At 64.7% G+C, this 13007-nt stretch carries 12 protein-coding genes; 7 read left to right on the plus strand and 5 right to left on the minus strand.

Going from position 1 to position 13007, the window contains the following annotated elements:
• Nucleotides 1–15: 15 nt before the first annotated feature.
• The 4 genes from MU521_RS02360 to MU521_RS02375 all read right to left on the minus strand — a co-directional run bounded on the left by MU521_RS02360 (nucleotide 16) and on the right by MU521_RS02375 (nucleotide 4239).
• Entirely contained in the window at nucleotides 16–1176 is a 1161-nt protein-coding gene (locus MU521_RS02360; protein ID WP_092694928.1) for a hypothetical protein, read from the minus strand.
• Between the two features lie 153 nt (nucleotides 1177–1329).
• Complete coding sequence (locus MU521_RS02365) at nucleotides 1330–3018, minus strand: AMP-binding protein (RefSeq protein WP_092694930.1); 1689 nt, start codon at nucleotides 3016–3018, stop codon at nucleotides 1330–1332.
• 82 nt (nucleotides 3019–3100) lie between these two features.
• Nucleotides 3101–3634, minus strand: coding sequence for a hypothetical protein (locus MU521_RS02370; RefSeq protein WP_092694932.1), 534 nt, complete (start codon nucleotides 3632–3634; stop codon nucleotides 3101–3103).
• Nucleotides 3634–4239, minus strand: a complete 606-nt coding sequence (locus MU521_RS02375; RefSeq protein ID WP_245681223.1) for a DUF7344 domain-containing protein — start codon at nucleotides 4237–4239, stop codon at nucleotides 3634–3636. Before MU521_RS02375 ends, MU521_RS02370 begins: the two co-directional genes overlap by 1 nt.
• Nucleotides 4240–4763: 524 nt before the next feature.
• On the opposite strand from MU521_RS02375, the gene MU521_RS02380 reads away from it, so the two are divergent.
• The 5 genes from MU521_RS02380 to MU521_RS02400 all read left to right on the plus strand — a co-directional run bounded on the left by MU521_RS02380 (nucleotide 4764) and on the right by MU521_RS02400 (nucleotide 10296).
• Nucleotides 4764–5480, plus strand: coding sequence for a hypothetical protein (locus MU521_RS02380; RefSeq protein WP_139171178.1), 717 nt, complete (start codon nucleotides 4764–4766; stop codon nucleotides 5478–5480).
• A 210-nt stretch (nucleotides 5481–5690) separates the two neighbouring features.
• Nucleotides 5691–6902 (plus strand): LamG-like jellyroll fold domain-containing protein, encoded by a 1212-nt coding sequence (locus tag MU521_RS02385; RefSeq protein WP_217630191.1) that lies wholly within the window; start codon nucleotides 5691–5693, stop codon nucleotides 6900–6902.
• Nucleotides 6903–6978: 76 nt separating this feature from the next.
• Nucleotides 6979–7869 (plus strand): DUF1102 domain-containing protein, encoded by an 891-nt coding sequence (locus MU521_RS02390; protein ID WP_092694938.1) that lies wholly within the window; start codon nucleotides 6979–6981, stop codon nucleotides 7867–7869.
• Nucleotides 7870–7923: 54 nt separating this feature from the next.
• Nucleotides 7924–9066, plus strand: coding sequence for a signal peptidase I (locus MU521_RS02395; protein ID WP_092694940.1), 1143 nt, complete (start codon nucleotides 7924–7926; stop codon nucleotides 9064–9066).
• A 45-nt stretch (nucleotides 9067–9111) separates the two neighbouring features.
• The gene (locus tag MU521_RS02400) at nucleotides 9112–10296 is read left to right on the plus strand and encodes a DUF5305 family protein (RefSeq protein WP_092694942.1); all 1185 of its coding nucleotides are present in this window, start codon (nucleotides 9112–9114) and stop codon (nucleotides 10294–10296) included.
• A 91-nt stretch (nucleotides 10297–10387) separates the two neighbouring features.
• On the opposite strand, the gene MU521_RS02405 is transcribed toward MU521_RS02400, so the two are convergent.
• Nucleotides 10388–10714 carry a 2Fe-2S iron-sulfur cluster-binding protein gene (locus MU521_RS02405; protein WP_092694944.1) on the minus strand — a complete coding sequence of 109 codons (327 nt, stop codon included), beginning with the start codon at nucleotides 10712–10714 and terminating at the stop codon, nucleotides 10388–10390.
• Nucleotides 10715–10871: 157 nt separating this feature from the next.
• On the opposite strand from MU521_RS02405, the gene MU521_RS02410 reads away from it, so the two are divergent.
• Nucleotides 10872–12284, plus strand: coding sequence for a geranylgeranyl reductase family protein (locus tag MU521_RS02410; protein ID WP_092694946.1), 1413 nt, complete (start codon nucleotides 10872–10874; stop codon nucleotides 12282–12284).
• Nucleotides 12285–12454: 170 nt separating this feature from the next.
• The gene (locus MU521_RS02415; RefSeq protein WP_092694948.1) at nucleotides 12455–12985 is read left to right on the plus strand and encodes a type IV pilin domain-containing protein; all 531 of its coding nucleotides are present in this window, start codon (nucleotides 12455–12457) and stop codon (nucleotides 12983–12985) included.
• The last annotated feature ends 22 nt before the right edge of the window (nucleotides 12986–13007 follow it).

The following is a 13007-nucleotide window of genomic DNA, read 5'->3' on the forward strand; positions in this document are numbered from 1 at the left end:
ACCGCGATCCTCGTTCTACGGTGGGGCCGGGATCGCGTATGACCCCGAGTCACTCTCCGCGCCAGGGCCGGGACCGGACGACGGACCGCCAGCGGTCGTCTCGCCGCGCTGGCCGAACGAGCCGAAGAGCCGAGCGAACGGTTCGACGATGGACTGGATCGCCTCGGCGACGGTGTCGCTGTCGACTTCGATTCGCATGACAGCGTCGGCCCCGTCCTGATTCACCCCGACGGAGTCGTAGAAGGAGACCACGCTCTCGTTGGTGGCGTTTTTCTTCGCCCTGACGACGCCGGCATCGATCAGATTCGTCAGGTCGCTGGCCGTGTTCTCACCCTCGGTGCCGAACCTTGTCTCGAACCCGATGGTGTCGCCGTCGGTGTAGTACGAACCGGCGACGGTGTGGGTGTCCTCGAAGATTTCACGCACCTGTGCGCGGGAGTAGCCGCCGGCGTTCCCGGGGAGCGTGCTGTTGTTGACGTCGGATGCCTCCAGCGAGGTGGCAAACTGGATGTACCCGTCCCGGGTGTTCCGGTAGGTCTGCCTGAGGTCGCCCGAGACCGGGTCGGCCGCACCGCGGTCGACGTCGATGGCGTCCTCGACCGCCGCTTCGGTGCCCGCGACGTAGAGCCCCTCGCCCAGCACGCCGAGGAGTTCCGTCTGGCCGTCGCCCGCTGACTCGTTGACGTAGACCGTGTAGCCCTCGTAGCTGGCCTCCGACAGGTTGCTGTCGTTCCGGGCGGTCTCGACGAAGTTCGAGTTCTCCCACGCCGAGTCGAGGATGATGCCGTAGTACTCGGTACCGGATTCGCTCCCGGCTGTCGAGCCGTAGACCATGACGCTGTTCAGTTTCGAGAGCGCGAGCTCGTCCTCGCCGGTCTCGTTGTCGTACTCGGCCATCAGTTCCCCGTAATCCGCGGGGCCCTCGTAGGAATCCTGGGCCGCGAACGGCTCCAGCGTGGCGTTGATCATGCGTTTTGTCGTCGGATCGGAGACGACACCCGGATCGACGTACACCACGGTATCGGCTTCGCCGGGGACGCGGTCGATCATCTCGTCGCCACCGTCCAGAGCGGGCAGGAAGCCGCCGAGCGCGAGCGTCGTGACGACGGTGCCGCCGGCGAGGAACACCCCGACGATCTTCAGCTTGTTCGCCAGGACCGTCTCGGCGAGCGCCATCACACCACCTCCTGCGACGGCACAGTCCGGGCACGGCCAGTACACATCGCGCAGCGGGACACGGAGCTATTCACAAGCATACTTACATATCCTCGACAACAGGACAAAGAAGTTTTCGTCGGTTCCAGCGGGGCGGCGGGACTCGAGGACGGGCTACTCGTGGCGGCCCTTCAGCGAGTGTTTGTCCGTCTTGCCCACGTCGGTCGTCGGGACTTCGTCGACGATGTTGATCTCCTCGGGCATGGCCTGTTTGGGGACTTTGCCTTCGAGGTGGTCGCGGATGTCGTCCTCGGTGAGTTCGCCGTCGTAGCTCGGGTCGGGTTCGACGTAGATGACGACGACCTCGCTGCCGGGTCGGTCCGGGTCGGGCGCGCCGATGGTCGCCGGGCGGTGGACGCCCGGATGCGAGAACAGCACCTCGTCGACTTCCTCGGAGTAGACCTTCAGCCCGGAGACGTTGATCATGTTCTTGACGCGGTCGACGATGTAGAAGCGACCCTTCGAGTCGATCTTGGCCACGTCACCGGTCGCGACGAACCCCTCGTCGTCGAACGGGGATTTGCTCTCGTCGAGGTAACCTTTCATCCGCTGGGGACCGTCGAGCAGCATCTCGCCTTCGAGTTCCTCGTCGATGGCCTTCTGGAGCGGAATCTCCTCGCCGGAGTCCACGTCGACGAGTTTGACCTCGGTGTCGGGCACCGGCACGCCGATGGTCGGCATGTCGAAGCCCTCCTCGCGTGTGTCCTCGCCCAGCAACATGTCCTGGAGCCCGCGTGTATTGAAGTGGGTCACGGGCGACATCTCCGAGAGGCCGTAGCCCTGGGAGACGCCCTTTGATTTCTCCTCGAACTGCTCTTTGGTCTCGGTCGCCAGCGGCGCGGACCCGGAGAGGCCGACCACGTCCTGGTCGAGGTCCTCGTTGACGATTTCCATGAACTGCGTCGGGACGCCGAGCATGATCAGGGGCTCGCGCTCCTCGATCAGGTCGACCATCATCTCCGTGTCCCGGGCGTCGGGCACCATCAGCATCTCCAGCCCGAGTTCGATCAGCGAGTGCTGGACCGAGTAGCCGTAGGCGTGGTACATCGGCAGGGCCATCACGGCACCCTCGTCGCCACGCATCATGTCCGCCATCCGGGACTGGGCGGCGTTGGCCTGCAGGGCGTTGGCGACGAGGTTGCGGTGGGTGAGCTGACAGCCCTTCGGCAGGCCGGTCGTGCCACCGGTAAACAGGAGCGTGTGCACGTCTTCTTCAACGTCGAACTCGACCTCGGGCGGGTTCGGCTCCGTGGACTCGATCACGTCGGTGAGCCACTCGACACCCTCGACCTCTTCGTGGTCCGCGGGTGGGTCCTCGCCGAAGTCGTCGACGGTGGTGAGAATCACGTCGTCGAGGTCCAGTTCCTCCTGGAGGCTCTCGATGAGGTCCCGGTGTTTGTCCTGACCGATGAGGACCTCGGGCTGGCCCTGTTCGAGGCGATAGATCAGGTCCTCCTCGGCGTCGAGGAAGTCGTTCGGAATGTGGACCCCACCGGCCCGGGAGATGGCGTTCTCCGCGAGGACGAACTGGATAGAGGTCGGCAAGACGGTGGCCACGCGACTCCCCTTCTCGACCCCCCGGTCGCGAAGCGCCGTGGCCAGCCGATCGACCTGTTCGGCCAGTTCCGGGTACGTGTACTTCCGGCCCAGCTGGACCAGCCCCTGTTCGGGATACTCCTCGGCCGAATCGTAGAGGAACTGGTGAACCGGCTGGTCGGGATACGGTTCGAGTGACTCGGGCACGCCGAACTGTTCGTACTCGGCGAACCACGGTTTCTCCGGAATCGCAGTCGAGTCTGACATCTACTTTCGTCATCATTGGCAGTCCGTTTAAATTCACTCGCGGGTATGTGGGGCGATTAAAAACAGACCGACTCGGGGCGTGTTATTCGTGCTTCGACTGACCCGGAGGGGTTCCGGTCGACCCGTTGCCGTCGGAGGATCCATTACCGTTCCCGGTACATTCGATCTGGATCTCCGTGGTGGTCTCGACGGAGACCGTTACACCGGTCGCCAACACGGTGAGCGTCCACGATTCGGACTGCGGGTTGGACTGTCCGCCCTTGGCACTACACTGGATTCGCGGTTCGATAGTCGCCTCGTCACCTGGCTGGAGCGTGACCGATCGATAGCCACCACTCTTGAGTCTCGGGACGTTACCACCCGAATCGACGACGGTTACTTCCACCGTCACCGACTCACCGAACCGGTTGGTGATCGTCGCGATATCTCGCCGTTCGACGCCGTTATCGAACGACATGTCGGCGGCAGTTTCGATCCCGAGCATCGCCTCCTCGTCCTCGACGACCGACACCTCGACGCCGCGGTCGGCACTCACGGAATTGAACGCGCCCGCCCCGACGGCGAGGGAGACGGCCGCGCACGCGAACACGATACTGGCCCACTTGAGTCGCCCCATCAGTCTCGCATCTCCGGTGGTGTGTCGTCGGTCCCCAGCCTGTTCGTCGAGTCGCGGTAGATGTGGACCAGCGCCGACGCGGCGACGGTCGTGACCACGAACGCCGCCCACGCGATGTCGGGCAGGACGGTGATCGGCCACGCGTCCATGAAGGCCGCCGCGACCAGCGCCGCGTCGACCCCCGCCAGCCCCAGATAGTACTGGCTCCACGGGATGTCCTTGCCGTGGACGACGTCGAGATACACGTCCAGATCCTCGGCCGTCTCGGTCAACTCCACCACGCCCGCGCGGTCGTCGAAGTTCACGATTCCCTGTTCGTCCATTTTCGGCAGGTGATGGGACTGCAGGGACGTGTACACGCGCTTGCGCTCGTCGGCTCCGATCTCGCTGATCGACGTGTCGTTCTCCCAGGACGCGACGTGCTCGGAGAGGTGGCCCAGTTCCACCTGCCGGTCCTCGGCCTTCAGGTGATGGAGCGCGTACCGGCGTCGCTGGTTGCTCAATACCTCGAACGCGTCGTCGGCGGTCATCGACCCGTCGTCGCCCACCCCGTCGGGCGTCGCCGGCCCGTCGGCCGCCTCCGTCTCTTGTGCTGCCTTGCTCACGATTTGCTATCGCTGCCTACCCACTTCGCGTCCGATCCCCGGACGGCGACTGTGCTGGCACGCACCGCCGCACGGCACCCAACCGCACGGCGGCGGGAGTGTGTTCTGTCTCCATCCAACCCGCCGGCCCTGTCCGGCAGTGGTTGATCGATTGTTGTTACCTCAGAGATACAAAAAGATCTTTCGACTCTTCAACGGATGTCGGACGATTACGGTCCAACTACCCCCCGTAATTGGCTACTTACTGGCGGTTCGGTCGCGATGTGGAACTGTCGATCGACCGTACACGCCGTGCGTCGGCGCTCGGACGGTGGTCCCGGTTAGCCGGTCGTTCGACGGTTGTAATTACTGATTACACCGGTTTCAGGCGGTCGCTGTAGTCCGGCCGGGGCCGCTTCAGGCTGTCCGAGAAGTGAGTTCAACATCGGCGTGATAGCGTTCTGTCGTGTTAATACAATGGGGGAATGGCCTGTAGGGATGGGTGAGCGCAACTCACCTTGGGGGTGGGTGCGCGTGAAACAACTATGGAACGACGCAAATTCCTCATCGGTGCGGGATCGCTCGCCGCCGGCTCGGCGGCTGCAGTTGGTACAGGCGCGTTTACGAGTGTTGCCGCGGACCGGGGTGTCACTGTGTCCGTCGCGGACGATAGTGGTGCGTTGCTTAAGATGGATGCGACCGACAGCAACGAGAACTCCGCGTACGCGAATGAGACCGGAAACGAGATTGCGATCGATGTCGCCGGTGCGAGTGGTAGCACCGGAAGTGGCGTGAACGACAACGCTACGACGGTGATTTTCGACATCTTTGACATCGCGAACCAAGGCACGCAGAACGCAATCGTCTACGCTAGCCCCAGTAGTCTCGGTGCAGATGCATTCGACGACAGCGTTGACGGAGTCTACATCGACCCGCAGGTCAGCGACATGCCTAACGGGCTTTCGGCTGATTCCATCGGGTACCGTCCCGACGGAACTCCGTTCACCAGCTTGACTAACATTGGCGGGACGATCCTCGACAATGGGTCTAATTTCAAGGAGGCGACCTTGGACGAGGGCACGGACCTTCCAGGGTCGGTCGGCCCCAACCCACCTGAGGTCTACCTGCTCAGACCGGGCGAGTCGTTCGAGTTCGGCCTGTATATCAGAACCGACGATGCGGCGACCGGTGACTTCGATTACAACGTCGAAATCGTGGCGGACGCTGACCTCGCTGAGCAGGCAGGGCTCGATAACACATAACGGACATCAACAGCGGATCACGATCCACGTCGGCACTTCGGCGGCCTCGCCAGTCTCGACGGGCAGGTGACGGTCACCGCACTCGGCTTGGGAACCGAGTCCATCTGAACCCACCTTGGTTCATCCACCCACACTGGTGTCCGTTCGATACGGCGGCGATTCGACTCCGCCGGTGGGTCCTCCCTCGATGGGGAACACACGGTACGAACAATGAAACGACGCAACATACTCATGGGGCTGGGCGGGCTCGCGGGTGTCGGCGGCGTCGTCGGCACCGGCGCGTTCACCAGCGTCAGCGCCGACCGGACAGTCTCGGTCGCAGTCGCGGACGACGATCAGGCGTTCCTGCAGCTCCAACCCTCGAACACGATCTACGGCGACAAGTTCGCCAGCCAGAACAGTAACGGCCTGCTCGAACTCGACTTCGGGAGCAACGGCCGTGGCGACGGCCTCGGCACCGACTCGGTCTACGAATTCGACGACGTGTTCACGGTCACCAACCAGGGGACTCAGCCGGTCTACGTCTGGGCGACGTTCGACACGTCGAACTTCGGGAACGGGTCGATCTGGCTGTATCCGGGCAGTGACGACGGAACGAAACTCACCAACGGCGACGACAGCGTCGTCGAACTGGCGGTCGGCGAGACCGTTCACATGGGCGTTCACATCGACACGCACGGGGTCGACCTCGGGACGGCGACGGTCCAGGGGACGATCCACGCGAACGCGACGAAGCCGGCGGACTCGGACGCGCCCGAGAACCCCGACGGCGGTCCGTACGCGCCGACCGCGCCCGAAGACTACGTGGCGTATTACCCGCTGGATGGGGATGCGAACGACGCCAGCGGGAACGGGCTCAACGGGACAGTCAATGGCGCACAGTCAGCTACGGGCGTCGAAGCGCAGGCACTGTCGTTCGACGGTAACGACGATTACGTGAAGATACCCGACGACCCGATTCTCGATATCACGGAGGCGCTGACGCTGGCTGCCTGGGTGAAACCGGCGAGCGATCAGAACGACTACGCGCGGATCGTCTCCCGGGAGCAAAGTGGTGCCGGGAACCGGCAGTACAATCTCGGCATCGACGCGAACGCGGAGGACCCGAGAACGGTGGTCGATACCGTCTCGACCGACGGTGTAGAGGTGTCCGGTATCATCCCGATCACCGACGATCAGTGGCATCACGTGGCGATGACGTTCGACGCGACGAGCGAAGTGTGTCTCTACGTCGACGGGATCGAAGTGGACGACGCAGCGGTGAGCGCACAGCTGGTGAGTCGGGACTCACCCGTTACTATCGGTGCGCCGGCCCACCTTCCGGACAAGGATTACTTCACTGGCCGGATCGACGACGTGCAGATTTTCGACCGCGCGCTGTCGGCGACGGAGGTCGACGCTATCTACAGCGCAGCTGACTGATGCCCACTCGGAGTACGGCGGTTCGACTCCACCGGTGGGTCTTTCGACGCGACAACGGCGACAAAGACGACAGAAGATGCGACGCAAACTACTCGCGCTCGCCGCGCTCGCCCTCGCGGGAACCCTGTTGTTCTCGTCAGCCGCGGCACCCGGCGGCGACCAAATCCACGAAGATGTCACCCTCGCACCCAGCGACGGCCCCAACGGCGCGTATGCGGTGATGGAAGACGGGGAACTCACCCTCCGATTCGGGCCCTTGAATCCCAACGTCGAGGGTGAAGGGGTCAACGCCGGGTCGGTGACGCCGTTCCACGACGTGTTCACGATCACGTACACGGGCGACCAGCGAGCCCGAGTCTGGCTCACCACCGATGTCGAGGACATCCGGTTCTACCGCGATGACGACCCCGACGACGGACTCGGGAGCCGGGAAACCGCCGTCGTTCTCGAACCCGACGAGACGGTGAGCGTCGGCGTCCTGATCGACGCGACCGACGGGTCCGTCGAAGCCGACGCCGACCAGTTCACCGTCCACGCCGAGGTCCACGACGGGACGCCGATGGCGACCGACGAAGCAGGTGGCGGGGGCGGCGACGGTGGGTTCGACTTCAGTGGTGGAGACGACGACGGTGACGGCACCGAGACCGAAACACCGGGGCCGTCACCGACCGACACGCCGGACGGAGACGAGTCGGGAACGCCCGACGGGGCCGAATCCGGGACGCCCGCGACCGGGACTGAAGAGGGCGGCATCGGCCAGCCCGGACCCGGCGGCGGGCCGGGAACCCCGACGGCCACAGCGACGGTCGACAACGGTGGTGCGGCCGCCGACGATCCCGGCGCGGCAGCCGATCCGGGGTCGACGCCCGCAGGCAGCGACGGGCCACCATGGTGGTGGTTCCTGGTTCTCCTCGGGATCGTCTCGGGGTTGTTGATCGTGGCTGGTCGGCTGTACGCCGCCGAGTGATCCTCAGCAAAGTGGCGTCAGATACTTGTTTCTCTCCGTGAAAGTCGAGCGTAGATGGCTCGCGGGTGGGGTCTCGGAACCGTGATCGAAGCAGCGGTGGTTGTCGCCATTGTCGCCGTCGTGGCCGGCCAGTTACTCGGCCAGCCGGTGCTGCTGGGCTATGTCACCTCGGGAAGCATGGCACCGACGATGGAAACCGGCGACGGCTTCGTGGCGATTCCGGCGGCCGTCGCGGGCGAGGTCGAGGAGGGCGACGTGATCGTCTTCCAGGCCGAGAGCCTCCACGGCGGCGGGCTGACGACCCACCGGGTCGTCGACGTGACCGACCGGGGGTACATCACGAAAGGCGACGCGAATCCTTTCACCGATCAGGACAACGACGAGCCGCCGGTGAAAGACGCCCAGATCGTCGCGACGGCCTGGCAGCCCGGCGGCGGTGTGCTGGTGATCCCGGAACTCGGGACCGTCGTCATGGGAACGCAGTCTGTGATCCAGTCGGTCCAGCGCCGGGCAGCCGCGGCGCTCGGGACGCGCTCGTTGCTGGGAGTCCAGGGGCTGGCATATCTCCTGTTCGCCCTGTCGATCGTCGCGTACGTCCTCGACGTGTGGCTCGGCGGGTCGAGCGACCGGCGGCGCGACCGGCAACGCGAGCGCGACTCGGGGACGAGCGCGCGACTTCTCGTCGCGATCTTCGCCGCGGTGATCGTCCTCGCGGCGACGGCGGCGATGGTCGTTCCGGCCGGCTCTCAGGAGTTCGGCGTCGTCAGTGCCGAGTCCGACGCGCCGGGACCGCGAGTGATCGAGCAGGGGACCAGCGAATCGGTCGACTATCCCGTCTCGAACGGCGGGCTAGTGCCGATCGTCTCCTACTTCGAGGGCGACTCCGAGCGGGTGAGTGTCGAGCCGACGGAGTTGCGGGTGCCGGCCAGGGAGAGCGTCAACGCGACGCTGACGCTGTCGGCACCGCCCGAGACGGGATATTACCGGCAGTACCTCGTCGAGCATCGCTATCTGGCGATCCTGCCGCAGTCGACGATCCGGGCGCTGTACGAGGTCCACCCGTGGCTCCCGATCGCGGTCATCGACGGGCTGCTGGGCGGGAGCTTCTACGTCGTCGGGATCGCGCTCGCAGGCACGGGACGAATCCGGTCGCGGTCCCGAGAGACGCCCGGCGGCGTGTTCGACCGGCTCGGCTGAAGTGTCACGATTGAACGGTTTGGAGATACGAACTGGAGGAATACAATGAGAACGTGGGGACGGCGAATCAGATCGACAGTCGACGGACAGTTCGGGGCGGTGGTGTTCGTCCTCGTAGCCACGCTGCTGGTCGGCGGCTGGCTGACCTACGGTGCGTACGCGACGACGGAGACGACCGTCGAGCAGGAGCAACGCGCTCAGGCCCAGTACGTCGGCGCGTTCGACCACGAGGCCGACGTGGTCGTGGACAGCCCCGTGTTCGACGCGGGGACGACACTCTCGAACCGAACGGCGTACTTCACGCAGGCGACACCGGTGCTTGACGGGACCTTCCGGTACACTTACACCGCGACCGACGGCGGAAACGTCTCGGTGACGGCGACTGTCGAGGCGGTCTTCCGGTCGGTCGCCGACGGGGAGGATGGCGGGGAGTACTGGCGAGTCACGCGACCGCTGAACCGGACGACGGCGTCGATCGAGCCCGGCGAGACGGTCCGGCTGTCCTTCTCGGAGAACGTCACGGAACTGCTGAACGAGAGCCAGCGGTACGACGAGTCGGTCGGCGGCACGCCGGGGACGCTGGCGGTGGCCTTCGCGGCCGACGTGACGACGGAGGGGACGGTCAACGGACGGTCGGTCGCCCGATCCCAGACCTATCGTCTCGGACTCTCCGCCGACGACAGCGTCTACCGAGTGGACGATCCCGGCACGATCACGAACGCGACCAAGCAAACCCGGGCCGTCCGCACGCAGGTCCAGCCCGGCCTCGTCGGGCGTGTCGGCGGGCCGGCACTGCTCGTCGTCGGTCTGCTCGGCCTGCTGGCGCTCGGCACGCTCCGGTATCAGGGTCAGTTGGCCTTGAGCGAGGCCGAACGAGCGTACATGGCCTACGAACGCGACCGTAACGAGTACGAAGAGTGGATCACCGCCGCACGGCTTCCGCCGGAGGCCCGCGACGGGCCGACGGTCGAGGTGGATTCACTCGAAGGGCTGGTCGACATCGCGATCGACAGCGACCGACGCGTCATCGAGAACGGACCCGACGGCGAGTACGTCACCGTCGTCGACGACGTAGTCTACCGATTCTCTGCACCGCCGGAACCGGATTCGGATCCCCTCTCACCGCTCGTGTCTACGAACGGAGCGTCCGGCGACCAGGGAACCGACGACTGGGGTGACGACGAGGTCGCGGACGAGGAAGCCACTGCAAGTACGGACGGCAACGACTGACGCAGTTCGAGCGGCAGTCGCGTCGCCCGGCTCACGGCTCGCTTCGCTCACCGCTCTCGTTCGACGGCTCTCGCCACGTTCGAGCCGTCCGTCAGTCGTCGGCGGCCGCGCCGGTCGACCCCTCGGCGTCCTCGTCGATACTGGGCGGGTACTGCCCGCGATCCAGCACGAGATCGGACGTGGGCCGGGCCATGCAGGTCAATGCGTACTCCTCTTTTTCCTCGTCGGTGAACCCGTGGGCTGCGGGCTGGGTGACCTCGCCCTCGACGATCTTCGCCGAGCAGGCCAGACACATCCCGACACGACAGGAGTACTCCTGAGCGATTCCCTCCTCGATGCACCGGCGGAGGATCGTCTCTTTCTCCGAAACGGTGATCTGCTCCCCCGTCCCCACGAATTCGACGGTGTAGTCGGTCATGCTCCCCGATTGGGTACCACCTATCAAAGGTCTTTATCCACCGATCAGTTCTCGCTCGGAGGACCGGATTGGCACGGGCGAATCGCGGTGAGGCTCGGAAGCGGTCGCATTGTGACTTCTATAAAGAGTTTTCTCGGTGGGGCAACCAGGGATGGACATGGCTACACAGGAGTCCGACACCGGCGACGCGAGCGTCGGTGGCGGGACCCGGACGTACGACATCGTCGTCGTGGGGGCGGGAACGTCAGGGTGTTACGCGGCCGCGACCGCCGCACGCGAGGGTCTCGACGCCGTCATCATCGAGCGCAAGTCCGAGCAAGAGGCCGGACACATCGCGTGTGGGGACGCATTGAAGGGAGCCGACAAGTTCCCGGACAGCATTCCCAAGTCCCAGATCGAACCGGCGTTCACGAACACCGTCGTCGATCACGGCCGCTTCGAGATCCCCTCCGAGGACGCGGTGCTGGACATCCCGGTCCCGGGCGAACTCGCCGTCATCGACCGGTGGGAGTACGGCCGACTCCTCATCGAGGGTGCCGAGAAGACGGGCGTCGAATTCCACTACGACACTGTCGTCAAGGACGTGCGGCAGGACGAGACCGGGCGCGTGACCGGCGTCGACGCGATGCGACAGGGCGAGCCCGTCACATACGAGGCCGACGTGACCATCGACGCCGCGGGCGCGCTGTCGATCCTGCAGGACAACGCCGACCTCTCGGACGCGACGTTCGACACCAACGTCGACTACTCCCAGTTCTCCTCGGGCTACCGGGAGATCATCGAGGTCGACGAGCCCGTAGACTGGTCGGACGCGCTCGTTTTCAAGCCGACCAAGCGCGCCTCGGGCTACCTCTGGTACTTCCCGCGAACGGCGACGGAGATCAACGTCGGCCTGGGCTTCCAGATGAACGAACAGCCGATGCAGCTGGTCGAGGACCTCAAGGAGGACATCGAGAACCGACCGGAGTTCAAGAACGCCCGCGTGACGGACAAGCTGGGCGCGGCGCTACCGACCCGCCGGCCCTACGACTCCGCGGTCGCACCCGGCTTCCTCGCGGTCGGCGACGCCGCCGGCCACGTCAACCCGACGACCGGCGGCGGTATCGCCGGTGCGGCCTACGCCGGCCAGTACGCCGCCCAGGAGGCCATCGACGCCATCGGCGACGGCGACCTCGGCGAGGGCGCGCTCTGGGAGTACAACAGCCGGATCATGGATCACTTCGGCGGGCGCTACGCCGCGCTGGACGTGTACAACATCTTCACGACCGCCTACGATCTGGACGACCTGATGGCACTGCTGGCGGCGATGCCCGGCGAACAACTCGCCGAAGCCCTCTACGAGGGCTCGACCGACATCAGCCTCCCGCTGAAAGTGAAGACGGCGATCAGGACCTTCGGCCACTGGAAGACGATCTACGATCTCTACCAGACGAAAAACCTCGCCGACAGACTCCTCGACCACTACGAGGACTATCCCGACTCGCCGGGTGGCTTCGAGGGCTGGCGGGCCGACCGCGACGACCTGATGGACGAGATATACGAAACGACCGGTGCCGAGCCGAAGTACTGAGCGCCGCGAGCAGCGCTCTTCTCCGGTCTAATTTAAACCCCCGTCGATCAATCGCTCAAGATTTATCAGTCTAAAGTACAAACGAGTATGCCACAACGGGGACGGTACCGACGTGGGCACGTGGTGCGGTGCGGGTTCGACGACAGGTTCCGTCCCGGTGGGGGACAACGATGAACGTCAAGAAACTATTCACGGACGATTCGGCAGTGTCACCGGTCATCGGCGTCGTGCTGATGGTCGCGATCACCGTGTTGCTGGCCGCGACGGCCGCAACCTTCTTCCTGAGCATCGGGCAAGAGAACAGTAATACGACGCCGCAGGTGGCGACGAACTTCGACTACTCACAGGACACGAAGACGCTAGGCGGAACGGCTGTCCGGGACGACACCCTGAGGATCAGCCACAACAGCGGTGACTCGATCGTGGCGAAGAACGTCGATATCGTAGTTTCGGGGGCACAGGTGTACGATTCCAGCAGTAGTAGTTACAGTGCTCTCAACGACCGACATCAGTGGGACGAGTTCGGGACCGTCAGCGCCGACGAGAAGGTTTCGGGCGGTGACGCCGTGACGCTGGAAGCGGGCACGGCCCCGATCTCGTCGTTCAGTGGTCTCAAACTCGACAGTGGTACGACGGTCAAACTCGTCTGGGACGATCCGAGCAGCAGTTCGACGTTCACGCTGAACACCTGGGAGAGCTGAGACCACCGCAGTTTTTCGTTTT

This window comes from Halorientalis regularis, from assembly GCF_023698535.1.
Taxonomy (GTDB): domain Archaea; phylum Halobacteriota; class Halobacteria; order Halobacteriales; family Haloarculaceae; genus Halorientalis; species Halorientalis regularis.

Coding starts and splice junctions, on each gene's coding strand:
- MU521_RS02385 (WP_217630191.1), top strand. CDS start 5,691: ATGAAACGACGCAACATACTCATGGGGCTGGGCGGGCTCGCGGGTGTC.
- MU521_RS02405 (WP_092694944.1), bottom strand. CDS start 10,714: ATGACCGACTACACCGTCGAATTCGTGGGGACGGGGGAGCAGATCACC.
- MU521_RS02415 (WP_092694948.1), top strand. CDS start 12,455: ATGAACGTCAAGAAACTATTCACGGACGATTCGGCAGTGTCACCGGTC.
- MU521_RS02370 (WP_092694932.1), bottom strand. CDS start 3,634: ATGGGGCGACTCAAGTGGGCCAGTATCGTGTTCGCGTGCGCGGCCGTC.
- MU521_RS02395 (WP_092694940.1), top strand. CDS start 7,924: ATGGCTCGCGGGTGGGGTCTCGGAACCGTGATCGAAGCAGCGGTGGTT.
- MU521_RS02365 (WP_092694930.1), bottom strand. CDS start 3,018: ATGTCAGACTCGACTGCGATTCCGGAGAAACCGTGGTTCGCCGAGTAC.
- MU521_RS02400 (WP_092694942.1), top strand. CDS start 9,112: ATGAGAACGTGGGGACGGCGAATCAGATCGACAGTCGACGGACAGTTC.
- MU521_RS02410 (WP_092694946.1), top strand. CDS start 10,872: ATGGCTACACAGGAGTCCGACACCGGCGACGCGAGCGTCGGTGGCGGG.
- MU521_RS02390 (WP_092694938.1), top strand. CDS start 6,979: ATGCGACGCAAACTACTCGCGCTCGCCGCGCTCGCCCTCGCGGGAACC.
- MU521_RS02360 (WP_092694928.1), bottom strand. CDS start 1,176: ATGGCGCTCGCCGAGACGGTCCTGGCGAACAAGCTGAAGATCGTCGGG.
- MU521_RS02380 (WP_139171178.1), top strand. CDS start 4,764: ATGGAACGACGCAAATTCCTCATCGGTGCGGGATCGCTCGCCGCCGGC.